Here is a 26861-nt window from a genome sequence, read left to right as displayed (position 1 = left end):
TTTAATTGAAGTCGTTCTGGAAAGAAAAATTGTGAGCAGTTATTTTTTGCGCCACAGCATAACGTCATTTTGTATTAATGCTGTTTTTCTCGAGCAATATTGAAACCGTGTTTCCAGTTGGCTTTGAGATACCAGGTCACATTGCTCAGATAAAAGTTGTACAACGCCCTCTGCGCTGGTTTGGCTCTCTCCATCTTTTTTGAATCCGCCTAACCACTTGTCTTTGGCTAAGCCATTCTCCTGCCATTGCCAGTCACTGGAGAGCAGCAACAAGCCGTTTTGGTTTAGCCGGGTTAATACACTTTTAAGGAATTGCTCAGGGTGATATACCGCATCAATAACCCGGTGACAAACAATGACATCATAATCGGTGAATTGCGGTTTCAGGTTGTGTCCATCTCCTTGTACAAAGTTCACCTTGTTGAGTAGCGTGTCATTTAAATCGAGATCTTCCGGCACCACCTCGTGATAAGACAGCAACTCGCCTTCTACTGGCATGGCGTAACGCAGCTGTTGTTGTTCTTTGAAGTGTAAGGCATGTTGAATGTGTCGGGCAGTCAAATCGATACCGTCAACATGAGCTACATAGCGGGCCAGTTCAAAGCTCAAACGCCCGGTGCCACAACCTAAATCTAATACCTTAGATGCATTAGAGCAATGGCTCGCCACTAACTCCGCCAGATGCACCAGATCATTGTTTCTGCTTAGTTGTGCATTGTAGTGGTGGTGCAGCATCTGACTGATGTCTGGTTGGGTCTCGTAGCAATTCACCGGTGTTATGGGTACCGATTCACTTTGACTGGCCACGTAACGAAATCCGGCGTGTTGAAAAAAGTGTCTGCGAAAAGCATAGCGGGAGTCTCGGGTGGCTTCATTGCCAGTGGAAATCCAAGAGCCGCCTTTGATGAGGTTGTGTTGCCCATCGAATGTCGGGGTTGAAAAGTCGTCATACAGTGGATGTACTTTAAAGCCCTCAAAAGCGTCTATCGGGCTTTCTGTCCATTGCCAGACGTTGCCCAAAATGTCAAAAAAGTCGCCTTGCTTGAAGCTGTTCACCGGGCAAGAGGACGCGAAGTGCTCAAGATTAATATTACCCGGTGCCACGGCCCAGAAAGGCAGATCGGTATCCAGTGAATCTCGCATTACCTGCCACTCGGCTTCGGTAGGTAAACGAATAAATTGCTCGCTTTGCTGGTTCTTCCAGTTACAAAAAGCTTTAGCTTCCAGGTAGTTAACCTCTACAGGCCAGTTCAGTGGCAATGGGATCTCTTGCAGCAGATTGCGTTGCCAATATTGGCCGTCGCGGTAGTGCCAGAACCGGGGCATTTCAGCTTTAGTGAAACTCAGCCAACTCTGCCCTTCCTCAGTCCACAAGTCAGGTGTTTGATAACCGCCGGCCTCAATAAAATGTAAAAACTCGCCATTCGATACCAGGTACTTGCTGGCCTCAAAATCTTCAACTTCAACAGGAAGTTCGCCGAATTCGTTGTCCCAACCGTAAGTATCGTTTCTTTCGGTTTTACCCAATACCAGCGATTTACCGGATACCTGTCGCAATTCATTTTCTGGAGCATTACCCACTTCGGTACAGGCCTTCCAATCGTCATGCGCTTTCAGGTACTTTAAATCCAGCATGCGCATGATCACTGAAGAGGTCTCTATGTGAATGCGCTCGTGTTCAATACCCATCAAGACAATCCAGGCCAAGGAGTCTTGTCGAATGGGCAATTCTAAAGGCATGTTGTCAATCAGATCTAAGATTTGTGCTTTAACCCTATTGCGATAAGCTCGAACTTCGTCAACATCAGGCCACTGATAATTGTCGGGTTTGAGATCATCCCATGACATTTCATCCACACCCACCGCGCAAATAGACTCCAGGTGCGGAGCTATGCGCTCTGGTATAAATTTGCCAAGAATCAATTTATTGATATAGAAAACCGCTGTGTGACCATAGTAAAAAATCAGCGGATGACGCAAGGGCTCGGGGCGAAGGAAGTAAGCTTCATCACGTTTGATCAAGCTAAACAATGATTCGTACAACTCCCATGTTTCCCGGAAGTAAGTTTTCAAATGTGCGCGTTTTTGTTCCACTGTTCCACCGCTTAAGAAAGGCGGTTTACTCAGTGTCAGTAGTTGTTTGCACATATTAACTCCTTAGCGTTTTGCGCGGTCTTAATGTCAGGAAAGGATTTTGGGGTGAAATCCTTTCAGATAGTTTTGTTTTACATGCTGCCCTAACGAGGATATCTCGGGTATGGTCAGATTTTGACAGTAGTTATCTATGCTGCTGGCAAACCAACTGTCCTCCTGAAACAGTCTCAATGCGCCAATCCCATCAGGGGAATCTGCCAAACTTGCCGGTAGTGAGCGGTGCTTAGTTGTGGGGGCACATTCACCCGACTGCCAAGATACTACTGCATCTAATATATTGAGTAAGATAAACAGCACGTTAACAAAAGGATCATAATTTTTACTGGTTGCGCCCAGTCGATGCTCTATCCTGCAGGCTTTTTGCCAATCATTATTCCAACACAAGGGCTGTTTTTGTGCCCCTAGTATCAGTGGTTTGGGATTCAGGGGCTGGTCGTGTTTGCCTTTTTCTTTGTATAAGGCAATGCTGCCCTGATAGCCACCGGAAAGTTCCCACGGAGAGCTTAATTCGGCGTCAAGACCAAACTCAGTGCGCAGTTTCAGACGCTGAAAAGCTTCTTCCTCTGGAAGGTACAAGACACTACAGGCGTAGCTGTTTTGTAGCAGGTGATATTGTATCCATTCTCCTAAACCACTGTCGGGTAACTTATTATTGCCATTAACGTCAGCCACACTGACATTGACTTGTATCGCATTGGGGATATGCACAGAACCGCTGTGTCTGGCAAAAAGTGTACTGGAACCGGCGACATAGCGGATATCAGAGCCATGCCAAACCACGGGTTTCAACAACACCTCTTGAGCGCCTTGTTGCAGCATGAGATTGGGTAATAACTGTTTTAATCGCGCAATGTATCGCGCCTCTTGCAGTGGCGTTTGCCCAGCTAGAAGGGAAACATATTCCCATTGTCCCGGCCAATATTCGGGTTTTACCTCACCTGGGATGCACTGCTGAGCAAGCTGTTGATTGAGACGCCGCAAATCCAAGATCTGCGCCCGTGGCATAATACACATGCCTTCCAGTTCGAAATGTACCCGCGGTGTTAATTGCCAATTTGCCAGCAAGGATTGACAGTGTGCGATACATCTTTCCAGTAGGGCGTGCTGACCTGGCGATTCACTTCCCTGCATAGCGCTTCTGGATTACTCCTGCGATGTTTGGTCTGGAGTGTCAAACAACAGCTCTTCGGGTTGGCTATGTGGTTTGGCATAGCTTAGACGGGTGATTTTTTGCGTTGAGTGGTAACGATCCAGTCCCGATATGGCAACACTATTGAGTTGCTCTATGTCGATACTACCATCGGGCTCCAGCGCAGACTCTTTACTTTGAACCAGCATTATTTCACCAATAATCAGTTCTGTTTGATTAATTTCCAGTAGCTTGGTTTCTACCAGTTTCAATCCGATACGCAGTTGGCTTTCTGCTACGAAAGGGGCCACAAATCCCGGTTCATAGTGGGCTGTTAATCCCGTTTCGGTGAATTCACTGATATCTGCTTCGTAGCGTGCAGACGTCTGGTGAGCTGCGACGACTATATCCGTGTTAACCTGATTTAGAGTGTAGTAACCAGTGGCTTTGATGTTGGCCACGGAATCTCGTCGAACGCTTTGTGGGCGGGTAATCATACCCATTAACGCGGGATCGGCACCAATGTGAAACACCGAGCTGACGATACACAAGTTCTCGTTGCCATTGGCGTCGGTGGTGCCCACTAGATTGGCGCTCTTAAAGCCTGACAGGGAGTTAATAAACATGGCTCGATAGCGCTGCTGCATTGCCTGTATATCAGCGCGGGTCCAGGATTTCATGGTTCACTTCTCTTTTTTAACAAGGGGTGTGCGCTTTAACGGATTTTCAGGCCTCTCAGATCACGTCAAAATGAAAGCGTTGGCGGCATCTTCATCTTCGAAAATAGCCGCTTGCCAATCAGACCCTTGTAAACCTTCTACATAAACCCTCGAGTATCGGGCAATACTTTCCTCGGTGACTATGATGGCGATTTTTAGTGGGCCCTGAACAAATGATTCGTTTTTATCAAGCAACGCGATTTGTCGTATTTCCTCATCACTAAAGCCTACGGTCTCTACCTGCCGATAGTCGTAGATATGGCCCACACATTCCGCGTCAGACCAATGCTCAAAAATCTCCTTATCCAGGGCTATCAGATCTTCGGTAACCACGCGCTCGCTAAACACAACCTTGAGTATTTTGTTTTCAACAACTATCTGATAGGGCATGCCATTCCTGTAGGATAATCAGGCAAAAAAGTGTAACCAGAATAGTCGTATTTGAGGGAATTGCAATCACTTCGTATACCACTACCTGGCCATCTTTTCGCAATTAAAAACGATATTTTAATGCCACACTCAGGGTCATTGGGTCGTAATCAAAGCCCCGCAGCTCACCTGTTGCATTCTCTTCTCCTTGAAGGTCAATATCGCCAATGGTCAAATAGCGAAGCTCAGCATTCGCCTGCCACTGCGAGCCAATGGCGTAATCCACACCTAGCATCAGTTGGTAACCTGTGTCGCCATCACCCGAATAAGACTGCTCGGTGCCATTGAGTTCAAGATCAAGATCGACTTCTTGTACCCAAGCGAGTCCTGCACCCACATAAGGTGTCCAATCTGATGAAGAGGCAAGGTGGTAAAAACCATTGAGAAAAAACAAGCTGGAAGCATAGTTGCCACCGTAGCTGTTGTCGTTTGCACTTAATTGACTGTCTGTATCGCTGCTGCGGTATTCCCAGCCTAACTCTGCAGAATAATGCGCATTGTATTGATATCCCAATGCAATGCCACTGGTGAAACCACTGTCTGTGTTTGTGGTTATGTCTGTATTATTGGCTGCTTGCACTAGCGTGCCTTGTTGGTCTGAAATACTACTCAGTCCCAGGTAAGGTTTCACATACCAGCTGGCATTATCAGCCAGAGCGTGAAGGGATGTCAGGCCTATAGTGAATATAAATAACTGGCGTTTCATGGTGTTGCTCCTTTATGTAAGTCGCCACACCATAAGCTATTCAAACTAACCAGATACTATCTTTTCGGTTAAAGCTTTGTAACCTGACTCAGCAGGGCTGTATTATCGAGGGAAATTTAGAATGCTGCACAACCCCGGGAGGTTTTCTGGCTCGTTACAGGCATCTTTGAATGACAGACTCCCCCCGTGCAGCTGCATCACTGCAGCCACCAAGGCCAGGCCAAGACCGTTGCCGGGAGCTGAGCGGCTGTGCTCAACTCGGAACAGTCTTTGACTAATCTTGTCCCTCAGATGCTTGGGTACACCGGGACCTGTGTCGCAAATGGTTATTTTTACCGCGTCTTTTTGTACTGTTAGGTGTATGTGGATGCGACCATTTTCAGGGGTGAATTTAATGGCATTATCGATGACGTTGGCCAGAGCCTGGAAAACTAAATTTCGCTCACACAGCAATTCCACAGGTTTGGTTTGCAGGGTAATACTGATGTGTTTCTCTTCGGCCAGGGCTTCATAAAAACTGACAATATCATCCACAATTCTCGCTAAATCATGGGTTTTAAATGCGGATACCTGTTTTTCAGCTTCGATATCAGCGATACGCAATAGACTGTTAAATATAGTTAGTATGTTATCGACCTCTGCCAGCAACTGATGCTTGTGACCGTTATCGGCGCTCAATTCTATGTCAGCGCGTAGCCTTGTTAGTGGCGTTCGTAAATCATGAGCAATGTTGTCTGAAACCGATTTAACGTCGTTCACCATGGTTTCCAGAGCTTGTAACATACGATTGGTGACCAGTGACAATTTGCTCAGGTCGTCCCAACTGCTGTCCACTTCCAGTCGGGCACTTAGGTTGCCAGTATTCATAATATCGTTAATGGTGTTAGACATACGGTTAATGCGATTAACCACGTACCAGGCGATGACAAAACTGAGCAGTACAACACTACCCAATACTGCCATCATCAGCAGGGTGTAACGTTTGGATATCTGCTGGATAGCTTGCATGTCCGGAGTCTGCTGCAAAGTGTATTCGGTGATAGTGGTGAAGTAGGAATTGGCTAAGTACAGTCCAATTGCCAGCATCAGGCTGAATAAGCTTCCCACAATAAAGCTGGAACTGGTGATAAATTTGACTGTTCTCAAATCGCGCTCAACTCTCAGTGGGTATGCGGTAGCCTGCGCCGCGTATGGTTTCTATAATGCTGTGTTCAAAGCCTTTATCAATTTTTTGTCGCAAACGACTGATGTGCACGTCTATAACATTAGTTTGTGGATCAAAGTGATAATCCCAGACGTGTTCAAGTAGCATGGTACGCGTTATCACCTGGCCTTTGTTGCGCAACATGTATTCCAAAAGGCGAAACTCTTTTGATTGCAGCTCAATATTTTGCGTGCCGCGATTAACCTCTCTGGTTAACAGGTCCAGCTCAAGGTCAAAGGCGCGAAGCTTGGTATCCTTAACATCGGTTTGCATGCTCCTGGCCACCAGAATATCCAGGCGAGCCAATAATTCCTCGAAAGCAAAGGGTTTGGTCAGGTAGTCGTCGGCACCACTGCGCAGGCCTTTTACCTTGTCATCGACTTTGTTTTTTGCACTTAAGATTAGCACCGGCGTCTTTATCTCAGAGGCCCTTAAGGTATTTAGAATGGTGATGCCATCCACTCCGGGTAGCATTCTGTCTAATACTATCGCGTCGTATTGTTCAGTGGTGGCTAAAAACAAGCCCTGCTTACCCTCTGAGGCAACGTCAACATTGTGGCCAGACTCCGCTAACCCTTTGTTTAAAAATCCCGCTACGGCACTGTCGTCTTCAACTACCAAGATACGCATTACACTCTCTTTTTTTGTTTATCCGTTATCTAGTAGTTGTTGGGGGGGGAGGAGGATCAGATTGAGGGCTTAGATGAAAAAAATGTAATACTTAAACAGAGCGAGGCTTCGCGCCAGAGATGGAGCGAAATCAAGAGTGAACGCCGCTATTTTGTTCAAAATTTAGTTGCGAAAATCCTGAAATGTTATACTATCACCCTCCATTTGTTGAGGTGAGGTTGGCTGTGCGCGATATTATCGGTACTATTTTATCAAGTTTATGCATTATACATTGCGTGCTTAGCGCCGTGTTGTTGTTGCTTGGTGGCACCGGTCTTGTCTCAGCTACATGGCATTCTTCTGAGATTCACCTTATTTTCTTCTTGCCTGTTTTGTTGGTGGCGACACTGAGTTTCCCACACGCTAAACGTCAGCATGGTAATAACCAGCCGCTAGTATATGGTGTTATAGGTATGGCCTTGCTGACTATTTCATTAATGCTTGAGCTTATCTGGCATTTGCATGTTCTGGAAACCATTTTGACGGTAATTGGCGGTGGAATTCTCATATATGCCCATCAGATGAATCGCCGTTTGTCAGAAATGCAACCTTCCTGAACTTACCAAACTCATTATGGCGAAATTCAGTCGATATACCAAAAGAGCTGGATTGGTGGCTGCGACTTCATTCTTGTCTTTGTCCGCTACCGCTGCAGATAGCCATGTACACGGTGAGCTGCAGCTACAATTAGTACAACAGGGAGCGACGTTGGCAGTGCGGCTTGAATCACCGCTGGCAAACCTTGTTTCTTTTGAGTATCAGCCAGTAGATGCTGAAGATAAGCTAAAGCTAAATCAGGTGGTTAGCCAACTAAAAAATACTGCCTGGTTAGAGACCACACCTGCTCAATGTGACGCACAACAAGTACAAGTAAGTTATTCGTGGCAATCAGGCACAGTTGAGGCGTCCGAGCAATCCGCCCATCATCATGATGACCATGACCATGACCATGACCATGACCATGACCATGACCATGACCATGACCATGACCATGACCATGACCATGACCATGACTCACAGCATGCTTCTGTCACAATGGAATATGAATTACTGTGTGATAGCGGCGAGTTCGGAGACATTAGCGTTTCGCTGTTTTCAGTACTACCCGCGTTAAAGAAGGTGCAGATGCAGTGGATAGCTGAGCGAGGTCAAGGGGCGAAAACACTCACCCCTGATGAACCCGGTTTTAAGCTCTAGTTATTAAAGTCAGTTAATCTTTCCATTCGTTACACAGCTGGTCTAACAGCTGTAAAACCCGTTCACTGGCACTTTCCATTTTCTGTAGATGGCGCATTGCAGCATCTTGATTGCCCTGCTGTGCTTCGCGCATTGCAGCAACACCTGATTTGTGAACTTCGGCATGTGGACTGTCCAAATCACTAAAGGTTTTGCTGCGACCAAAGATTTCCCTGCCACTGCTTTGATACCATTTGCCCAAGCGGCAACTTGTGTGGTCGGCAAAGCTACCAATTTCTTTATTACTCTGACCTTGCAGTACTGCATAGACGTCGGCTTTCCAAACGATATGATCTAGTTTCACCGTCTGGATAAATGTGCGGTGGGTGGTGTCGGAAATAGCTACTTTCATGGAGTCACAGCAGGCCACAATAGACGAGTAGTTCTCATTTAATTCTGAGACACCATCTGACAGGTTTTCATTGTTACCTTGTAGCTCATCCACGGCACTTACTGCATATTTGGTGGAGCTGATAATGTTGGTAACTAAGTCGGCGACTTCACTGGCTGATTTATTGGTTTCGGTGGCCAGACTGCGCACTTCGTCTGCTACTACGCTAAAGCCACGACCCGCGTCGCCGGCACGCGCTGCCTCAATGGCGGCATTAAGAGCGAGCAAGTTAGTTTGGTCGGAGATACTGGTAATGGTGGAAACAAATTTGTTAATGCTGTCGGCTTTTTCAGACAAACCATTGATGCTGTTACTCATACCACCCATCTTGTTGCCCATATCTTCCATTGAGGTCACGATGCTGGCTAACGAACTAGTAGAGGTGTCGAATAACTCACTGACTTTTGCAATCGACTGAGATTCTTCGTCCACGCGCTGAAAGGCGCCTAGTACCGTTTCTCTGATACCTTCCACCTGTTTCAATGACATGCTCATGCATTTGACTAGATCAGCTTCGTAGTGGCTTTCCACATCTTTTTTAGCGTAAAGTTCTTCTTTTAAATCGCGGTTTTCTTTTTCCAAAGCGGCCAGGGAATTTTCCAATTCCTGTAATTGCATGCGCAAGTGGCGGTTCTCGTCCAGCGTGCTTTGATGGGTAGAGGCAAGTACTATCATTTGTTCTTCTATATATTGTTCAGATTACTTAGATTAATTTAACCTTTTACCAGGTGAATGCAACGTTATTCCACTTTTTTAAGGCCGTGCTACAACCAAAGTATTAATCAGTGAGGGGTAGCAGGACATAAAAGCAGCTACCTTTGCCTTCGACAGATTCAAACCAGACTTTACCGCGGTGTTGTTGTACCAATTTTTTCACTATGTAGAGACCCAGTCCGGTTGATTTTTCATTTTGAGTACCTTTTCTGCCGACATTGGTAAACGCTGAAAAAAGCTGAGAGTGAATTTCTTCCGGGATACCAACTCCCTCATCACGCACCGCGATCAAAGCCTGCTTATCCCGGGTGACTACTTTTACACTAACCACTTGTCCTTCATAGGAGAATTTGATGGCGTTGCTCAGTAAGTTTTCTATGACGCGAGAAAACTTCGCCTGGTGAAGATCGCAAAACAACACTTCTCTCTCATACTCCAAAGTCAGTTGGATTTTCTTGGTGAGTGCTTTGGGTTGATGACTCTCGACAATTTTTTCCAGAGCTTTAATCAGGTTGGTAGTTTTGAGTGTGATATTGTCACTTTCATTACTGAGTTTGCCGTAATCTCGCAACTCTTCAACGAGTGAAGCACAACCTTGACCCGCCTGAATAGCTTGTCTAAGGTATTTTTGTCCTTCCTCAGGGCTGAGTTTGTTCCCTGCGATTTGCATAAGATCAAGATACCCTAATCCAATCGAAATTTTGTTGTTAATATCATGGGCAACGATAGACATAATGCGATCTTTATCAAGGTTTGCTTGGGTGAGCTCCTGGGTTTTTTGGCTGATTTGTTGGTCGAGTTTACGCTTTTGTCTCACCAGGTGATGAGTGCGCAAGATAAACAGTCGCCACATCAAGAAGGTGAAAACTGCCAGCAAAACGGCATAAAACCATAGGGTTTCAAACCAAGCGGGTGGATTAATCACAGTGACAGAGATGTCATTATCCAGCCATTCACCTTTGCTGTTCGTGCTCTGTATAATGAGTTGGTATCTCCCAGGTGGCAAGTTGGTGTAAGTGGCACGGCGGTTGTCGGCACTGGCGTATTGCCATTGCTCATCGAAGCCCTGTAAGCGCCAACGATAGTCCAGATCGCCTGAACTGGTATAGTCCAGCGCTGCGAATTCCATTGAGAAGCTCTTGGTATCAGGTAACAGCTGCAATGGTTCATTCAGGTCGAAAGATAATGCTTTATTGTCTACTTCGACGTAAGTAATCACCAGACCAGGCTCAATGCGTTGATTACTAAATCTGTCCGGATTGATGAGCAGCAGACCTTCATTGCCACCAAAGATCAGCGTACCTGAGTCGGTCATTTCCTGAGAGCCGAGCCAGATGGTACCTATGTCCCATTCATTACTGTTACTTAAATCTGCCGCGATATTATTGGGAAGGTCGTAAATTCCCTTATAGTGCCAAATCCGCGATTGCTGATCCACCATGATGTTGGCGGTATAATCAGGGTCTATTTGTAGTTGTTTGTTGATGCTGACGAACCGGGCGAATTGGCCATCCCAGCTCTCCAGTTTGTCTAAGCCACTTTCCGTAGCTACCCACAATTGATTGTTTTGATCGGTATGTAAACTGTTGATGCCATTATCAGATAAGGCACTGTTTGTTTGTTTTTCACTGTCAATTAAGGTGACCGTTTTGCTGTCCGGGTTAATGTGAAATAAGCCATCATCAGTACCTACCCATAGGTTATTGGGTTCTTGCCAGGCGAGGGTGTAAGTGATGCGGCCTTGCAGCGGTGCATAATTGCTAAACTCTTCAAGGCTATGCAGTGTTTTTTCCCGAAGATTCGCGAACCATACTCCTCTTGTGGAACCCACCCAAAGTCGATTTTTATGGTCTTGAGCCATGGCTGTAATGGTTTTTAACCCCGCTTCATGCGCGTCTGGATAACTGAAAAAACGTTTTTGCTTGGCATCAAAGCGATACAAGCCTTTGCGTCTTGAACCTACCCAAACTTCACCGTTTTCAGTGTGAAGCAAAGATAAAATGTCTCCATCAGGTAATCCTCCGCTGATGTTTGGTTCTGCTTCAATATGAGTTATCTGGCCGGTTTTAGCATTGATTTTTGATAAACCTTTCTGACTGTAACCTATCCATATTTCACCGTTATCGGTCTCGGTGATGGCTCTGATACGGGCGCTTTTTATGGACTCTTGATAGGGTGAGTGTCTTATTGTGCGAATACTGTCGTTTTGAGGATTAAACAAGTTAAGTCCCGCGCCCCAAGTCCCTATCCAAATAAGTCCCGTGCGGTCTTTATACAGCGCACCAATATTATTCTGATTAATGCTGTTATTGATGCTGCGGTCGTGGCGTATTTGCTTGTGGATGCTAAAGTTTTCAACGGTGACAATACTGATGCCGCCATCCAGGGTTCCCACCCAAACTTGCTCATTGTTGTCCTTAACCATAGATACCACCCAAGGATGGCCCAGCTGACCTTCTTTATGAGTGAGCCATTTTACTTCTTCAGTATGGACGTTAAAACTGGCAAGTCCGCTTTGCAGCGTACCCAAATAAATGTGTTGATTGTCAGCGCGCAGCATAGTGTGAATTTGCTGCCCATCAAATACTGGAAAGCTGCGGCCAGATAAGGTGTTTTCCCTGAAGTCATCATTGGGCAGGTTGATGCGACACAAACCATTTTGTGTGCCCAACCAGAGTCCACCTGAGGCATCCAGTAACAGGCTTCTGGGACTTTGATCACGATAAACGGCATCACAGCCAGTAATGCGTCTGATAGTGACAACTTTTTTACTGTAGGGGTTGAGGTAGCTAAGTGCCTGATTACTGGCTACCCATACCCGATGACTCGCTTCCCCCACAATGGCGCGAATGGAGTTGCCATTGCGCTCATCACTAGGGTTACTAAAATCAAAATGCTCAAAAGTCTGGTTTTTAGGGTTCAGTACTGATATGCCATCACTGAATGTGCCGAACCAGAGTTTGCCGTCTGGCGCACTCCATATAGTACGAATGTAATTGCCAGCCAGGGAATTACTATCGTCTGCTTCGTGTTTAAACTGCACAAAATTATAGCCGTCAAAGCGCACGGCCCCTTGCTGTGTGCCTAACCAAATAAACCCTTGCTGGTCTTGCGCTATAGACGTCACTATCCCATCGGGAATGTCGCGGTGATTGGCTACGGTATCAAAATACAAGTCGCCCTGAGAAAACAGGCTGGCGGCCAGCCCGGTGCACGGCAGCAACAAAAGCATATATACCGTCAGTAATGAAAAAATTCGCATCCTTTGCTCAGTCAGATGACTTTTCTTAATACTAGCGCTTTTTGCATTTTTTTAAACCCAAAAGCTGCGGGCTTTGTTCTCTATTTTGTGGAGTTGAGCACCTCAAAAGTGAGGTTTATCCCTCACCTGATCGGTGGCCTGGTCCTTTTGATAACTTCTTCAAGTTAGTGCGCAAAGCGCATCTGCACACAAGATAACAACAATTGGATTAAAACTATGCACAATAAAAGACTAAATAGACGTTTAGTGGCACTCGCTGTGGCTGCGTCTTTGAGTACATCATTACCTGTACTTGCAGATTCCTCTCAGGGATTCTTAACAGGTAAAGCAACGACAGAATCCGGGGCTCCATTGCAATCAGTAATCATAACCGTTGAAAATGTGGCAACCGGTCTGTCCAGAACATTTGAAACCGATGATAGTGGTAGCTATCGTTTCCCGCTGCTGCCTACTGGTACCTATAAAGTGTCTGCCAGTAAAAATGGGTTTAGTACCTATCAAGGTGAAATCAGCGTCAGATTGGGTGATAAAACCGTGATCAATCCGGTTTTACAAGCAGATAGTACGGAACGCATTCAAGTGTTAGGTACTACCGTGGCAGGATTTGATCCAACTTCATCTGGCACTAGTTTGCTATTGGATCAGGAGCAAATTGGCAGAATTCCGGTAGCTCGGGATATTACTTCAGTTGCGCTATTAGCGCCTTCAGCCTCTTTGGGGGATGAAAGTCTCAGCTCCCGTACTCCGTTGGTACAAATCGGCGGTGCAGGACCGGCAGAAAACATTTTTTACGTGAACGGCATGAATATCACCGATGGTCGCCGTGGCCTCGGAGCGTCTGTAGTTCCCTTTGAAATGTATAAAGATTTCGAAATTAAAACCGGTGGCTATTCGGCAGAATACGGTCGTTCTCTGGGGGGAGTGATCGTCGCCAATACCAAGTCCGGCAGTAATGATTTTCATTTCGGTGGCAACCTTTTTTGGGAGCCGGAAAGCTTGAAGGAAAGTTCTCCCGACTCTTTCCGCAGTGACGGTAACTATTACCGCATTAACTCCATTGATGAAGAAAAGAACATGATCGGCGATGTGTGGGCTAGCGGTGCCATCATAGAAGATACCTTGTTTTTCTACGCCTTATACAGTGCCCGTGATATTGAGTTTAAAGGCAGTCCAGCGGCGCGAACTTCACAGTATCAAATTCGTGAGCAAAGCGACCCGTTTTTTGGTGGCAAGCTGGATTGGTATATCACCGATAATCACATTCTGGAACTGACTTACTTCAACGACTCTGATGATGAAGTGGTTGAGACCTATGCTCTGGACAGTGAAACATTGCAAACCGGAGCTCGTACCGGAGGCTTTACTTACGAGTGGGGGGGTGAAACAACGGCACTGAAATACACTGGGGTGATCACCGATGATCTAACCATCTCGGCGCAATACGGAATCAATGAATCTGCAGGTTCGACTTTGCCAGACGTGATCGCTAATCGGGTTTCTCAGGAGTCTGACGTTATCAACGAATGGAGTGCCGATCCGTCGCTGGAAGAAACTGAACGTAAGATGCTACGTCTGGATATTGACTATTATTGGGGAGATCACACCTTTAGATTGGGTGTAGACCGAGAGGAGTTTGAGTTCTTCGAAGACACGTCTAATGCCGGACCTAATAACTACGGCTATGACATAAATCCCACCAATAACACAGTTGTGCGGGATGTATATGTTAACCGAGGGACCTTTAAAACCGAAAGTTATGCTTGGTATATCACCGATACCTGGCAAGTAACCGATGATATCGTTTTAAATTTAGGCGTGCGCAACGACAGCTATAAGAGCTTTAATATTTCTGGTGAAGAATTTATCAATATCACTGACCAGCTAGCCCCGCGTTTAGGCGCCACCTGGGATATCTTTGGTGATGGCGACTCTAAGCTCTACGCAAATTATGGGCGTTATTATCTTCCGGTACCGGGTCAAACCAACGTGCGTTTGGCAGGTGCCGAATTAAACTACGAAGATACCTTTGAGTTTCTCGGTTTGGATAGCAATAACATCCCAATTTTGGGGGATGAAATTGGCAGCCGCACTACCTTTGATGACGGTGTACCCGGAGATCCTCGCTCACTGGCGGATAACGATCTCGACCCTATGTATATGGACGAACTCATGCTGGGCTATGAAAAGCGCTTGAATGACAAATGGACCATGGGTATTCACTTAACCGCGCGCGATTTAGGGCAAGGCTTTGAAGATACTGATGCCGAAGGTGCCCTCAACGCTTATTTCAATGACAACTTTGGCAGTGGGTGTGGCCCTGGCTTATGTGGCTATTTACTGCTTAACCCGGGTAAGGATGTCACCATTAACATCGACCCGGATCGCGTCGTTGATGTGTTTGGTAACGAAGTGTCAGATGGCCCAATTCCATTCGGTGAATATGTGATTGATAAAGACTACTTCCGCCTACCAGAAATTGAGCGCAAGTATTACGCGGCGACTATTACCTTCGATCGCGCCTGGGATGATCTCTGGTCTTTAAACATGGCCTACACCTGGTCACATGTATACGGTAATCACGAAGGGTTGGTTAATTCCGATCTGCAGCAGGAAGATGCGGGTATCACCATCAACTATGACTATCCAGGCCTTGTGGATCATTCCTACGGTGATTTACCGACGGACAGACGCCATCAATTCAATGCGTTTGGTTCTTATGCCGTCACTGAAGACCTGGTGGTAGGTTTAACTGCGCGTTACCAATCCGGGCGTCCGAGAAACGCGACGGGGTATTTCCCGGCCAATGAAGACTCTTCTTTTGAAGACGTAATTGCAACTTACTATGGTGCCTTGTCCTTCTATCGCAACGGCGAACCTTCGCCTCGGGGTTCGTGGGGTAATCTGCCTTCTACCTTTAGTCTTGATGCCAGTGCCATTTACACCACTGAAATCTTTGATGCTGAGGTCAGTTTCCGCGCGGATGTCTTTAATCTGTTTAATTCAGTCAATCCTGTCACTGTATGGGAGCGCGCCGAGGTACGTGGCGAAGACGTGGGACTATGGCATGGTGCGATACCCATTCGCGGTGCAGGAGAGTCTGATGCACGCTTTGGTTCACCGCGCCAATACCAGACACCTCGTTATGTAAGATTAAGTGCCAGCTTTAAGTTCTAGGCTCGACACTTAATCCCACAAATCGGGGGATTCACCCCCCGATTTGGTAGTCTGGACACTTTGTTATTTTTCTCATCGGAGGATTTGGTAACTTGAAGACTGTCGGAGTAGTGACCCGATGAATACATGTTTACATCCTGCATGTATTATCTCCCTGGGTGAGAAGGTGCAATGGCATCTTCTCACTTCTTCGCATGACTTTTTGACCAAATCCTGCCGTTTAACTCGTAAAAATGCTGTTTATCTGAATTTGATTCTGGTGAAGAGCATTTTCTCTATACTGCCTCAGCTGTATACGGAGGAATCATGTTTTCTTGCATCATAGTGGATGATGAACCCATGGCGCGTGAACGCATCCGAATGTTCATTGAAACCCAACCCAATTGGCAGGTGATTGCCGAGTCAGATCATTACGATGAATCATTAAAACTCATCAAACAGTTGCGTCCCACTGTCTGTTTTCTGGATATCAATATTATTGGTGGCAATGGTTTTCACCTGGCAGAAGAGCTGGATAAAAATATGGTTTGCAACTGGGTGTTTACTACGGCTTACAGTGAATTTGCGGTAGCGGCCTTTGATTTAAATGCAACCGACTATCTGCTGAAACCATTTGACAACCAGCGTTTACGAGACGTGCTGGACAAGGTAGAGCGAAAACAAGTTCTGGGCTATCGCAATGCGCAAGACAAACTTATCGCGGTTAAATCCATCGGCTCCGTTCGCTTTGTAAAAGCAAAGGATGTTATCTGGATAAAAGGGGCGGCCAACTACGTGGAATTGCATTGCCCGGATCATGTGTGGCTGCACCGGGAGTCTTTGTCCAGTCTGGAGAAGCAGTTAGCCAGTGGCCAGTTTATCAGGGTTCACCGCAGTATCGTGGTTAACAAATCTCATATTGATTCAATCAACAGTGAGTTAGGGCGCTACTCGTTGCTGCAACTGTCTAATGGAGATGAAGTGAAGATCGGCCAAAGCTACAAAGCTGAGTTGTTTAAAGAGCTGGGACTGGAGCCGGCTTAGTGGTTTTTAAACAATGGCAAAAGCTGGGAGCTCGTAGCTACGATTTGTTCACTGAACAAGGCGTGCTTGAAGAGTTATCCAAGCCATCTTTTTGGTGGTTACACGTTCTGGGATGGCTATGTTATGTGCTGATTTTCAGTATAGATAATCTTGTCTTTGGTGAGCTGGAGCTTCAGGTGGCTCCCCTGCTGAGTATGCTATTTCTCAGTGGATTAACCGCTGCCTTGTTAACTCTGCCATTGCGCTATCTTTATCGTCGTTGTTGGAATCTCAGTTTGGGTTCTCTGGTGTTAGTGATTGTCTTCGCCTGTGCTTTGGTGGCGGGGATATGGACGCCTATTAAAAACAGCCTTAGCTGGTATTTACTTAACGGATTCAACGTATTTGAGCCGGGAGATATCGAATTTTCATTTCTTAAATTTCTCGGTAGTAGCGGTTATGCCTTTTGTATGATCCTCGCTTGGAGTTGTCTGTATTTCAGCATCAATTACCACTTTCGTTTGCGGCAAAAACAAGAGGCGCTCATGGTGGTTTCTCGTCTATCTCATGTGGCGCAGATAAAAATGTTACGGTATCAGATCAATCCGCATTTTCTGTTCAATACCTTAAACGCTATCTCTACGCTGGTATTGTTGGGTAAAAAAGAATGCGCTAATCGCATGCTCACCAAATTAGCGAGTTTCTTGCGTTTTTCATTAGATAACGACCCGGAGCGATTGATTTTTTTACAAGAAGAAATCGAGGCGCTGCAGTTGTATCTGGACATTGAGAAAGTGCGCTTTCAGGAAAGACTGCAAATAGACATTAACATTGAACCCTCGACAGCGAGCGCGTTAGTGTCTGGGCTGTTGCTGCAACCACTGGTGGAAAATGCCATTAAGTACGGTATTGGTAACATGCGACAGGGCGGCAGGATCGCCATCAGTTCGCAACAATTATCCAATCGCTTATACCTCACTGTATTTAATAATGGCCCCGTAACAGAGTTTGACATTGTCCGGATAAGACAAAGTTTATCATCTACTAGTTCCGACGAGGTTTCAACTTCGGGGATTGGTTTAAAGAATATCAAAGATCGTATTCATATCTTGTTTGATGGCGATTGCCATTTTGATGTATTGCCGGTTGAGCCAACAGGCTTAAAAGTAGAAATTCAGATCCCTATCATCCCCCCGAATTATAAGTTATAGCAATTCGTTTTCAGTCAATTTGCAAGCTAAACTGGTTTCGGACTGTCTTGTTAGCTATGTTTTATACCGTTCAGTATTAAATTGTGGCAAAAACCTAAAAGGAGCCAAGAAATGAGTGATACTTATACACCTCCAGCCATCTGGAAATGGGAACCGGGTAATGGCGGTGCGTTCGCCAACATTAATCGTCCTGTCTCCGGTGCTACCCACGACAAAGCGCTGCCGCAAGGTAAACATCCTTTTCAGTTATATTCTCTGGCGACGCCCAACGGTGCCAAGGTAACGATACTATTGGAAGAGTTACTGGCAGCGGGTGTCAAAGAGGCTGAGTACGATGCCTGGTTGATCAATATTGGTGAAGGCGACCAGTTTAGTAGTGGTTTTGTGGAGATTAACCCCAATTCAAAAATACCGGCACTTTTGGATAAAAGCGGTAAAGATGAGCTTAGAGTATTTGAATCAGGGGCTATTTTACTGCATCTGGCAGAGAAGTTTGGTGCCTTTTTACCGACTGGCATAGCGCGCACCGAAACCCTGAATTGGCTATTCTGGCAAATGGGCAGTGCCCCCAGTGTCGGCGGTGGATTTGGCCATTTTTACAATTATGCGCCAGAAAAATTTGAGTATCCCATCAACCGTTTTTCTATGGAAACCAAACGCTTGCTGGATGTTCTGGATAAACAATTAGCCTGTAATACTTATGTTGCTGGCGAAGAATATACGATTGCCGATATCGCCATCTGGCCCTGGATGGGTAACCTGGTGCTTGGGCGCTTATACAATGCCGCTGAGTTTTTACAGGTTCAGGAATACGAACATGTAATGCGTTGGGCTGAGTTGATCGATGCCCGTCCTGCTGTGCAGCGCGGCAAAATGGTGAATCGCACTTGGGGTGAATTGCATGAGCAATTACACGAACGCCATGAGGCCTGCGATTTTGAGCTGAAAACCCAAGATAAACTGGAAAAGTAATGGTTTAGGGGGCTTTTAGCCCCTTTTTTACAACCCTGAGTTGCTGACAATTTATCCGTTGGGATTGCCGGCAGGACACACCGTACTCAGGCATTTTAAGTGATAAAGGCGCACATCCGGGCTGGCAAAAAAGCCGATTTCCCACGGGTTTTTATTGATGAATTCGGCTTTAATCGCATCGTAATAAGGGTGGCTTGTGGGTACCTCATACGCTTCAGCATCAATAAGTACGTAATTCCATTCAATGACATTTTCAAAGGTGAAAGTGGCACGCTCGTCGATAGCAAAAGCGCAGCGATTGTCTTTTTGCAGAGTTTGTACTTTAAACGTGGATGGAAACGATATAATAAAGATATCGTCCTCTTCGGTGGATAGAAATGCCATAACCGTGGTATGGGGCTGTTCCACCGTGCGAGTGACCAGCACACCCACCTTGTTGTTATGGGCTTGTTTCGCAAAAACCGGCATCTGGGTCATGGGGGTGATGGGTAAAGCTTGTAATGGCCTTCCATCGGTGGGGAATCGATAACCGGGCTCTTTTTCTGCCAGCACTTCTGAAATACCGTGCACCAGACTGAAGTCTCGCACCGTAAGATCCACGCTATGGGCATCGTGCACTTGAGTTACTTTGCCTTTGTATGATGTTCTAAATACACGTAGATCCGCATCAAACTCATCAACGCCGGTGCGGTTATCAAGGTGAACTGTAACGTACTCTCCGGCTTGTAGCGTGTGACCTTTGGGCAGATAGAGACTGAGTTGATTGTTTGCCTGCAGCTTAGCTTGCGCAACATACAATTCCAACTCGTCAGCGCTATAACGGGCAGCGACAACGATAACGGGTGTACCGATAACCTGTGGGAGATTGTCTACTTGTATGTCCATGTCAGTGTCCTGTTCATAAGTTTTCCCAACCTGTCGGCCTTTAGCAGGTGAGGAGATTTTCCAGACTTTAGTGGTTTCGCTGATACCTTTTAGATATACATCATAGTCGCTCTCGAACACTTGTTCGATAGTTAGCGCCTTTTTTACGGCTTCGGTAATCAACAGGTCACACTGATAAGTTTTGCATAGAGCTTCCACTCTGGCCGCGCGATTGACTTTGGGCCCCAGTGCAGTGAAACTCAGATGATCTTTATGGCCGAAATGACCCAATAACGACGCACCGTAGTCAATACCAATGCCAATTTTAAATCGGTGATCAAAGCACTCGATAAAGTACTCATTGAGGTCATCCAATGCCCGCAGCATGGCATTGGCAGCGTTCACTGCATCATTGCAGGGATTGCAATCCTCAAGGGCATTCACGCCAAACAGTACCATCATGCCATCACCCAAAAGCTTATCCACGTAGCCGTTGTGAGCCTGAACCACTTCTGTCATTCGGGAAAAATAGCGATTGAGCATGTGGGTAACATCGTAGGCCAGATGCTGTTCGCTAAACTCAGTGAAATTGCGAATATCACTGAACATCACAGCAAGATTGCAGCTTTGAGCGCTGGTGGATAAATCGCTGGTTATGGCATTGGACAGATCAAATTCATCTCGCACCAAACGGCGCAGTTTCATGGGACCTTGTGGTTTAAATTGACAGCCTAAACGCACATATTCAGGTAAGCTTTTCTGTCGTTTGATTTTTCGCTCAGCAGGGGTTTCTTCCGGGCAATACTCAAGCCCTTGTTCGATAACGACCCTGCAAGTAGAGCATAAACCCTTGCCACCGCATTCATGACGCAATGGGATATCCTGTGTCAGCGCCTGATGCAATAGCACCTGCTCCTGATTGGCGAGAATTATTTTTTCATTGCTAAATTCGATACTGAATTCAGCGCTTCGAGCAGGCGTTTTGGGTTGCATCGTCATAAATATAAAGCTGGTGAGGAAACTGACTACGAGTTTAGGATGGATTATCGATAAATACAGTGAATTTCCGGGTTTAGCCCACCTGACGACATAATATTGTGCTTATTCTGCAATGATTAACTGCAGTTCCACATCCACCATGTCGCTGCCGCTTGTGTCGGATAAGAAAATCATTCGCGACTGACCCGTGAGTTGATGTCCCTCTTGCATTGCCTGCATTACCAGCATTGTCCATTGCGCTTCTAATTCCGCGGCGGGACCTTGATATTGTTTGATGACGGCATGTTGACTTGGGACGTTAACAATGCGGTGGATGCCACTATTGCGCGGCGCCCCTGAAAAGGGGAAGGCGATGGTGATGTTAAGCTCGTTTCCAGTTTGCATCTGCTGCATCAATAAGTGCATATTGCCATTGACGCTGCCACCAGAGCGCATCAAAGCTTTAATCAATCCAAAGGTGCGTTTTTTAATGACAGTTTGCAGTTCTGCTTTAGTGGTACTTACTTTCGTACCGTAAAAACGCGTTGCAGCAAGACGCTTTTTAGTAAGTGGCATAGACTGCTGAGCGGTATTTTCGGCGGTATCGGCAACAGCTGATTTACTACTGGAACCTACAGCAGGTTTTGAACTACTGTCGGGTAGCGCAATCTGAGTATCAGCAGGTAAACACAACCCTTGCAACTGCTGTGATTCCTCTCGGCTTGCCGGAGCCGCTGCAATAAAAGCCAGCCATTCTCTGGCTTTGACCTTTTCGCCACTCAACAAGGTGGCGTTGATGAAGGCTCTGCGGGCTTTTTCCGGTTGAGCGAGTTTGTGATAAGCAATACCCAATAGTAAGTTCGCTTTACCCACATATCGCTCTTCCAGTATCTGTTCACAGGTCTGGGTAAGGGTATCTAGTGAGGCTTGCCATTGTTCTGCTTGCTGGTACAACTCGGTAAGCAATAAGGCTCGCTGCACATCATTGCTGCGTACCAGGCTTTGCGCCAGGCTGCCTCTGGCTGATGCTAACTCACGGGCCTGATACCAAAGTTGAAACAGCTGATACCAGTGCTCAGCTGAGTCCAGGATGTTGCCTTGCTGTAGGGCGTCGTTGAGGATGCGGGCAGCTTTGTCTGGCATGTTTTGCCGCTTATAGAGGTCCACCAATAACAACCAATCTTGCTCCTGACTAAACAGTTTCTGAGAGTTGGCTAATGACCACAGTTGTAGTGCTGCGTCATACTGTTCGGTGAGTATATATAGTCCGGTGAGCTGGCGATTAATCGCCGGTTCTTGAGGGTGTCGTTGCAGGTACTCAGATAGAAAATCAATTGTCATAGGCCAGGCTTTTGCTGCGTAACTGAGTTGTGCAAGTTGTTTAAGCTCGTCATCTGACAGGGAAGCTAGTTGTACTAATAAGGGAGACAGCTGCGCCACCACCTCGTGGAATTGCTCAAGTCCCACAGCTGCACGTGCCAGCAGTACTCGTTCCTGACTACTGAGTTCAGCTTCGTTGGTGACAGAACTCAACAGCGGTTTTATTTGGGCAAAACGCTTCAGTTGCAACAATACTTGCGCATATTCAAGGCGTAACTGACGGGCCACTGGGGCTGCTAGTGCATTCGCCGCCAATGCGGTTTGGTATGCTTCGGCGGCTTTGGCAAATTCTTGTTTAAGCACATATTGGTGAGCCAGTTGCTGACCACTTAAGGCGATTTGCCAGGGATCGCTGGCAGTGGCCAGTTGTGCTTCCAACTGATTGATGGAAAGGCTCTCAGCACTACTCAAATCCTGATTACTGTCTTCAAACAGCTTGCTTTTGTATTGTCGAGCTTCTGTGGTATTCGCTATAAGTAACACCAATAATAGCGTTAGCAACAATAACCCCCTCAGAGATCTCTTACTGAGTGCTTTAGCAATGTTTATGGGCTGAAAACGAATCATTCCGGGTAGGGTAAGTTTTGTGGATAATCCTGCCATTGCAGGTTTATCTTTTGGGTTAATACCAGATCCTGACCGTTTTTGATGTGGTCACTCACAGCGTAGCGCCATTGCTGAATGGCGCGGATCACCTCGGCTTCAAATACGCCTTTGGGGTGGGCATCTAAAACTTTAATATTGCGAGTTTTACCTGCGGCAGAAACGTTAAAGGCTATTAATACCCAGCCGTTCAGCTGATGTTGCCAGGCCATTTCCGGGATATTGGGTTTGCGGGTGGCGAAAGGGGTAATTTCGATAAATCCCCGGCGTGTGTCTTCACCAAATTCCGCTAACAACTCACTGGCGATTTGCACCTGAGCAGGCCCGGCATCAGTGGTAAATAGTGCATCAGGACTACTGTCGGAAAAGACAAACTCTTCCGGCAATGTCAGCTCTACATTCTCTACCTGCGCCAGATTAACCACGGGCGTTTCCATCATCGGCTCCAGCACTTCCTCAGGTGGTGGCGGTTCGGTTTCTTGTGGTGGTTCACTTGGTGGAATTTGGGACAGCGCCAGTGTCCCGGCATAGTCAAACTCAGGTAATGTTGGTAGAGGTTGGTTCACCAGCCGTTGAATAAACAAAAACAGCAATATGGTTATCACAAGGGCTGCCAGCAAGCTGCTGCTGTATTTGAGTACGCTTAGCATGTTATTGCGGGTTACTGCTGTCGGTGGCAATCGCGACGTTGTTTATGCCGGCCATTCGAATTTGGTCCATTACACTCACCAGTTCGCGGGTGCGTGCCTGATTGTCCGACTGGATCACCACACTACTTTGCGGATTTTCTGCGTGCAGGCGCGCCACTATGGTGCGCACTGAGCGTAAATCTACCAGCCGTTTATCAATCCAGACATCACCTTCGGCGGTGATGGCAACAAAAATATTGGCGTTTTGGGTAGTGCCGGTTTGGGCTTGCGGCGCATTCACTTCCACGCCTGATTCTTTTACGAAGGAGGTGGTAACGATAAAAAAGATCAGCATGATAAATACGATGTCCAGCATCGGCGTCATATCCAGCTCTGCCTGTTGAGTTTGGCGCTTGTGTCGGTGGTAACTCATCGCTGTTGCTCCGGTTGTGTACAGGCCACCAGGTCTTCGGCCAATAGCAATTCCTGCAACTGCGCTTTTTGGTTAAACCGCATAGCAAAATAATAACCTGAAAGTCCGGTTACCAATCCCGCCAGGGTGGGTAAAATGGCGCGGTAAATTCCTGCGGAAATGGCTTTTATCTCACTATTGCCATTGATGGCGATGGAATCAAACAAGCTGATCATGCCCGTGACTGTGCCGGTTAACCCGATCAGTGGACAGAGCATGATGAGGGTATTGATGAGTTTTAATCTGGCGTGCAAAAGTAAGGATAAATCGCATAAAAATTGCTGCCGAATAGCCCGTCCGGGTGGCGAATCGTGATTGGTCAACTGTTGCCACGCCTGTACCTTGGCACTTCGCGCTTTGGGATATTCAAAACGGTAGAAAAAACCGCGCTCAAAAATACACAGCCACAATAGCAAACTGGTGACCGCGACGGCCCAGAGTACCGGTCCACCTTGGGCCATAAAGCTCAATAAGCTGTTGTACAAGGTCATGTTACTGTCCTGGTGACGTAATTGAGGGCGACGTATTTAAGAGCAAAGGCTGGCCTTGCGCTGCACTCAGGTATTGCGCCAATAATCCCGCGCTTTGCTCATCTAAGCGGCGAATTATACACTCTGCCAGACTACTCACCAGGCTGTGGCCGAACAGCAACGGAATGGCTACAATTAAGCCTAGTACCGTTGTGACCAGTGCCTGTGAGATACCACTAGCCATCAGTTTTGGATCGCCGCTACCAAAGAAGCTGATGCTCTGAAAAGTCACAATCATGCCGGTGACGGTACCTAAAAGCCCCAACAAAGGTGCTGTTGCTGCCAGCAGTTTGAGCAGGTTGTGGCCCTTTTCCAACTGATTGACCTCTGTAAGTACTGCCTCGTCCAGGTGTACTTGCGCCATGGTCATAAAGTCGTTGGCCTGGTCCTGACTTTGCTTATCTGATTTTAGTGCCAATACCCGCAACAGAATGCGCCCCAGAGCATTGTTTGAATGCGGTGTTTGCAACGCTTTGAGCTGCTGCCTGAGTAGTTGCTGTTGCCAAAGTAATGACACGCTGCGCCATAGAATGATAAGCAACCCCAGGGCGCCTAGTGATAAGATAATTTTGCCTATTACACCGCCTTGCTCCAGACGTTGTTGCCAGCCGGGCGTCCAGTCTAGTAAGTTCAAAAGCGTCCCTTGGCTTGGATCCACATGAAGGGTGTCCAGTGTCTGGGTGGCGGCAAACCAGCGCTGATTCTGACGAGTTTGCATCGAGTCTTGTCCGGTGAGCAGTAGCTCATGAGTTTCGGGTACGAAGCGCAAAAACTGGCCATTTGTGTAGCTGCTGAAGCTGCCTACTCGGGTGACAGACTCATTGACGATCGCACCACTCGGCTGTACTACAGGTGCATCGAATTGCTGAATTAAGCCAGCTTCAGTTATCTCTTCTTGCACCAGCAACCACAGCTGCTCCATCTGCTCAATATTGGCGTTTTGTGCCCCGGAAAGTTGTTCAAATGCCTTTTGGCGTTCAGGTAGTTGCATGCTGATAGGTGAGGCATTCAGCGTGCTACTAAAATCCCCTGCCATTTGTCTGAACACACTGTCCAGGTCGCCTGTCTCCGCTTTGCGTTGTTGGATTTGTGCTTGTAATTCGGCAATGCGCTGTTCATTGGCCATAGTGGTTTGTTTCAGCGGATTGTTTTGTCGCTGAAAGCGCTCAAAATCGGCTTTTGCTTGTGCCAGTAATTGCGCCTGTTGGTTTTTAGCCTGTAAAAAGCGCGTTTCGCGCTCTTGAATACGTTGTTTTTCCTGTTGCCGTTCTTCGATGACTTTTTGCAACAGGGATTGGGTAGCGCTGCTCTCTTGTGCCGTAGCAGGAAAGGCAAAAATGCTGAACAGCAGAAACAGCTTTACTCGCACTTGTCTTTTCATTGTGCGCTCCCTGCTTTCGCCCCGGGTGTCGGCAGAGGTAGGGCAAGCAAATCGGGCGCTACGCGTTCAGCGGCCACTTGAATAGCCTGTTGGATCTGACGGTTAAAGGTTACAGCCAATGGTTGCCAACTTTTAGTTTCCTGATCCCATATAGCACTGTGGGCACCATCAGGGGTTTGGTAATACAAGGCCACCCGACCCAATCGGAAAAAATTAACCGCCAGTGATTCACCTTTTGCTCTTTCACCGTCTATTTGATTTATGGTGCCGCGCCAGGTTTCAATACTGCGGCCATAATCGTATTCGATTTGCCATACTTCCATAAGTAATCGGTACTTTTCCGGCAGAGATAAACTGCTGCTATTCACACGTTGCCGCAGTTGCTGCACACCAGCGAGCCGTTCCTGTTGTTTGAAGGGCAAATCGACGGCGACAAATTCCTCCAGCGCTACCAATATACTCTGCATCAGAGGCATTAAGGTAAGCTCCAGATAAGCCAGCTCTTCTAGCTGCTGCTCAAGGTTGGCAATTTCGGTTTGTTGTTCTTTAGCCAGTTGTTCTAATTGAAACTGATAATACTGCTGGTAGTCGTTGCGCTGCATGATGTTCTGATATTCCTGCAGCAATTTGCGGGTGGCATTGTCCAGTTGCTCCACCGTTTGTTGCGATGCACTCAGGCTTGCGTGGGTTTCTGCTACAATGGCTTTCTCTTGTGCTAACTCTTTTGCTGCTGCATCTTGGGTCAGACAGTTGCCCGAGAAAATCAAGCCAAAGAATACTGAGCTGCAGGTGAGGTAACTGCGCATTTTTTGACAGTTGTTATTGGTATTTAGCAAGTGACTCTTCCATAAATCAAGGGGAGCAAATTACCCCTACTTTACGAGATATTGATTCAAATTTAAACAGGTGTTTAACTTGCTTGTCACTGATAGCGAGCCTCTTGGGACGAGTGGCTGGGATCGATGGATGCCCGGACAGGTCAGAGCGCCAAAATACACAATAAACAAAGGTAAATCCTGGCATACAAGTGCCTTGAAACCTGGCATAATTAC

The 26861-nt window shown here is 46.7% G+C and carries 22 protein-coding genes; 6 read left to right on the top strand and 16 right to left on the bottom strand.

All coding sequences use genetic code 11. The features are described from left to right. Nucleotides 1–39 precede the first annotated feature (39 nt). The 7 genes from ovoA to AABA75_RS20385 all read right to left on the bottom strand — a co-directional run bounded on the left by ovoA (nt 40) and on the right by AABA75_RS20385 (nt 6971). A complete protein-coding gene (gene ovoA, locus AABA75_RS20415; RefSeq protein ID WP_338294583.1) occupies nt 40–2148 on the bottom strand; it encodes a 5-histidylcysteine sulfoxide synthase in 2109 nt (702 codons plus the stop codon). A 33-nt stretch (nt 2149–2181) separates the two neighbouring features. Further along, the gene (locus AABA75_RS20410) at nt 2182–3285 is read right to left on the bottom strand and encodes a hypothetical protein (protein WP_338294582.1); all 1104 of its coding nucleotides are present in this window, start codon (nt 3283–3285) and stop codon (nt 2182–2184) included. A gap of 12 nt (nt 3286–3297) precedes the next feature. Next, nucleotides 3298–3963, bottom strand: coding sequence for a flavin reductase family protein (locus AABA75_RS20405; protein ID WP_338294581.1), 666 nt, complete (start codon nt 3961–3963; stop codon nt 3298–3300). A gap of 60 nt (nt 3964–4023) precedes the next feature. Further along, a complete protein-coding gene (locus AABA75_RS20400; RefSeq protein WP_338294580.1) occupies nt 4024–4392 on the bottom strand; it encodes a hypothetical protein in 369 nt (122 codons plus the stop codon). A 103-nt stretch (nt 4393–4495) separates the two neighbouring features. After that, on the bottom strand, nt 4496–5137 hold the full coding sequence (locus AABA75_RS20395) for an outer membrane protein (protein WP_338294579.1): 642 nt from the start codon (nt 5135–5137) through the stop codon (nt 4496–4498). 102 nt (nt 5138–5239) lie between these two features. Then, a complete protein-coding gene (locus tag AABA75_RS20390; protein WP_338294578.1) occupies nt 5240–6283 on the bottom strand; it encodes a sensor histidine kinase in 1044 nt (347 codons plus the stop codon). Between the two features lie 7 nt (nt 6284–6290). Then, the gene (locus tag AABA75_RS20385; protein WP_338294577.1) at nt 6291–6971 is read right to left on the bottom strand and encodes a response regulator transcription factor; all 681 of its coding nucleotides are present in this window, start codon (nt 6969–6971) and stop codon (nt 6291–6293) included. Nucleotides 6972–7195: 224 nt separating this feature from the next. On the opposite strand from AABA75_RS20385, the gene AABA75_RS20380 reads away from it, so the two are divergent. Both AABA75_RS20380 and AABA75_RS20375 read left to right on the top strand, forming a co-directional pair. Beyond that, nucleotides 7196–7567: a MerC domain-containing protein gene (locus AABA75_RS20380; RefSeq protein WP_338294576.1), complete on the top strand. Its 372-nt coding sequence runs from the start codon at nt 7196–7198 to the stop codon at nt 7565–7567. 16 nt (nt 7568–7583) lie between these two features. Beyond that, nucleotides 7584–8207 carry a ZrgA family zinc uptake protein gene (locus AABA75_RS20375; RefSeq protein WP_338294575.1) on the top strand — a complete coding sequence of 208 codons (624 nt, stop codon included), beginning with the start codon at nt 7584–7586 and terminating at the stop codon, nt 8205–8207. Nucleotides 8208–8220: 13 nt separating this feature from the next. On the opposite strand, the gene AABA75_RS20370 is transcribed toward AABA75_RS20375, so the two are convergent. Beyond that, nucleotides 8221–9312 (bottom strand): methyl-accepting chemotaxis protein, encoded by a 1092-nt coding sequence (locus tag AABA75_RS20370; protein ID WP_338294574.1) that lies wholly within the window; start codon nt 9310–9312, stop codon nt 8221–8223. Nucleotides 9313–9415: 103 nt separating this feature from the next. Further along, on the bottom strand, nt 9416–12613 hold the full coding sequence (locus AABA75_RS20365) for a ligand-binding sensor domain-containing protein (RefSeq protein WP_338294573.1): 3198 nt from the start codon (nt 12611–12613) through the stop codon (nt 9416–9418). Between the two features lie 216 nt (nt 12614–12829). Here AABA75_RS20365 and AABA75_RS20360 point away from each other — a divergent pair, with 216 nt between their 5' ends. The 4 genes from AABA75_RS20360 to yghU all read left to right on the top strand — a co-directional run bounded on the left by AABA75_RS20360 (nt 12830) and on the right by yghU (nt 18972). Further along, a complete protein-coding gene (locus AABA75_RS20360) occupies nt 12830–15787 on the top strand; it encodes a TonB-dependent receptor (protein ID WP_338294572.1) in 2958 nt (985 codons plus the stop codon). A 306-nt stretch (nt 15788–16093) separates the two neighbouring features. Continuing rightward, nucleotides 16094–16810: a LytR/AlgR family response regulator transcription factor gene (locus AABA75_RS20355; protein ID WP_338294571.1), complete on the top strand. Its 717-nt coding sequence runs from the start codon at nt 16094–16096 to the stop codon at nt 16808–16810. Continuing rightward, nucleotides 16810–18000 carry a sensor histidine kinase gene (locus AABA75_RS20350; protein WP_338294570.1) on the top strand — a complete coding sequence of 397 codons (1191 nt, stop codon included), beginning with the start codon at nt 16810–16812 and terminating at the stop codon, nt 17998–18000. Before AABA75_RS20355 ends, AABA75_RS20350 begins: the two co-directional genes overlap by 1 nt. 111 nt (nt 18001–18111) lie before the next feature. Further along, on the top strand, nt 18112–18972 hold the full coding sequence (gene yghU / locus AABA75_RS20345; protein ID WP_338294569.1) for a glutathione-dependent disulfide-bond oxidoreductase: 861 nt from the start codon (nt 18112–18114) through the stop codon (nt 18970–18972). A 51-nt stretch (nt 18973–19023) separates the two neighbouring features. Here yghU and AABA75_RS20340 read toward each other — a convergent pair whose 3' ends face one another. The 7 genes from AABA75_RS20340 to AABA75_RS20310 form a co-directional block, all read right to left on the bottom strand. After that, entirely contained in the window at nt 19024–20835 is a 1812-nt protein-coding gene (locus AABA75_RS20340; protein WP_338294568.1) for an adenylate/guanylate cyclase domain-containing protein, read from the bottom strand. A gap of 102 nt (nt 20836–20937) precedes the next feature. Further along, the gene (locus tag AABA75_RS20335; RefSeq protein WP_338294567.1) at nt 20938–22797 is read right to left on the bottom strand and encodes a hypothetical protein; all 1860 of its coding nucleotides are present in this window, start codon (nt 22795–22797) and stop codon (nt 20938–20940) included. Then, entirely contained in the window at nt 22758–23447 is a 690-nt protein-coding gene (locus AABA75_RS20330) for an energy transducer TonB (protein WP_338294565.1), read from the bottom strand. Before AABA75_RS20330 ends, AABA75_RS20335 begins: the two co-directional genes overlap by 40 nt. Nucleotide 23448: 1 nt before the next feature. Beyond that, nucleotides 23449–23859 (bottom strand): ExbD/TolR family protein, encoded by a 411-nt coding sequence (locus AABA75_RS20325; protein ID WP_338294564.1) that lies wholly within the window; start codon nt 23857–23859, stop codon nt 23449–23451. Then, nucleotides 23856–24389 (bottom strand): MotA/TolQ/ExbB proton channel family protein, encoded by a 534-nt coding sequence (locus AABA75_RS20320; RefSeq protein ID WP_338294563.1) that lies wholly within the window; start codon nt 24387–24389, stop codon nt 23856–23858. The genes AABA75_RS20325 and AABA75_RS20320 overlap by 4 nt, the downstream gene beginning before the upstream one ends. A gap of 1 nt (nt 24390) precedes the next feature. Then, entirely contained in the window at nt 24391–25809 is a 1419-nt protein-coding gene (locus AABA75_RS20315) for a MotA/TolQ/ExbB proton channel family protein (protein WP_338294562.1), read from the bottom strand. Further along, complete coding sequence (locus AABA75_RS20310) at nt 25806–26645, bottom strand: DUF3450 domain-containing protein (protein WP_338294561.1); 840 nt, start codon at nt 26643–26645, stop codon at nt 25806–25808. The genes AABA75_RS20315 and AABA75_RS20310 overlap by 4 nt, the downstream gene beginning before the upstream one ends. Nucleotides 26646–26861: the final 216 nt, after the last annotated feature.

Source organism: Planctobacterium marinum (assembly GCF_036322805.1).
In the GTDB taxonomy this organism is placed as follows: Bacteria; Pseudomonadota; Gammaproteobacteria; order Enterobacterales; family Alteromonadaceae; genus Planctobacterium; species Planctobacterium marinum_A.
The sequence above is the reverse complement of the archived record's forward strand: the minus strand, read 5'-3'. Positions and strand labels throughout refer to the sequence as shown.

Coding starts and splice junctions, on each gene's coding strand:
- ovoA (WP_338294583.1), bottom strand. CDS start 2,148: ATGTGCAAACAACTACTGACACTGAGTAAACCGCCTTTCTTAAGCGGT.
- AABA75_RS20410 (WP_338294582.1), bottom strand. CDS start 3,285: ATGCAGGGAAGTGAATCGCCAGGTCAGCACGCCCTACTGGAAAGATGT.
- AABA75_RS20405 (WP_338294581.1), bottom strand. CDS start 3,963: ATGAAATCCTGGACCCGCGCTGATATACAGGCAATGCAGCAGCGCTAT.
- AABA75_RS20400 (WP_338294580.1), bottom strand. CDS start 4,392: ATGCCCTATCAGATAGTTGTTGAAAACAAAATACTCAAGGTTGTGTTT.
- AABA75_RS20395 (WP_338294579.1), bottom strand. CDS start 5,137: ATGAAACGCCAGTTATTTATATTCACTATAGGCCTGACATCCCTTCAC.
- AABA75_RS20385 (WP_338294577.1), bottom strand. CDS start 6,971: ATGCGTATCTTGGTAGTTGAAGACGACAGTGCCGTAGCGGGATTTTTA.
- AABA75_RS20375 (WP_338294575.1), top strand. CDS start 7,584: ATGGCGAAATTCAGTCGATATACCAAAAGAGCTGGATTGGTGGCTGCG.
- AABA75_RS20370 (WP_338294574.1), bottom strand. CDS start 9,312: ATGATAGTACTTGCCTCTACCCATCAAAGCACGCTGGACGAGAACCGC.
- AABA75_RS20365 (WP_338294573.1), bottom strand. CDS start 12,613: ATGCGAATTTTTTCATTACTGACGGTATATATGCTTTTGTTGCTGCCG.
- AABA75_RS20360 (WP_338294572.1), top strand. CDS start 12,830: ATGCACAATAAAAGACTAAATAGACGTTTAGTGGCACTCGCTGTGGCT.
- AABA75_RS20355 (WP_338294571.1), top strand. CDS start 16,094: ATGTTTTCTTGCATCATAGTGGATGATGAACCCATGGCGCGTGAACGC.
- yghU (WP_338294569.1), top strand. CDS start 18,112: ATGAGTGATACTTATACACCTCCAGCCATCTGGAAATGGGAACCGGGT.
- AABA75_RS20340 (WP_338294568.1), bottom strand. CDS start 20,835: ATGACGATGCAACCCAAAACGCCTGCTCGAAGCGCTGAATTCAGTATC.
- AABA75_RS20335 (WP_338294567.1), bottom strand. CDS start 22,797: ATGGCAGGATTATCCACAAAACTTACCCTACCCGGAATGATTCGTTTT.
- AABA75_RS20330 (WP_338294565.1), bottom strand. CDS start 23,447: ATGCTAAGCGTACTCAAATACAGCAGCAGCTTGCTGGCAGCCCTTGTG.
- AABA75_RS20325 (WP_338294564.1), bottom strand. CDS start 23,859: ATGAGTTACCACCGACACAAGCGCCAAACTCAACAGGCAGAGCTGGAT.
- AABA75_RS20320 (WP_338294563.1), bottom strand. CDS start 24,389: ATGACCTTGTACAACAGCTTATTGAGCTTTATGGCCCAAGGTGGACCG.
- AABA75_RS20315 (WP_338294562.1), bottom strand. CDS start 25,809: ATGAAAAGACAAGTGCGAGTAAAGCTGTTTCTGCTGTTCAGCATTTTT.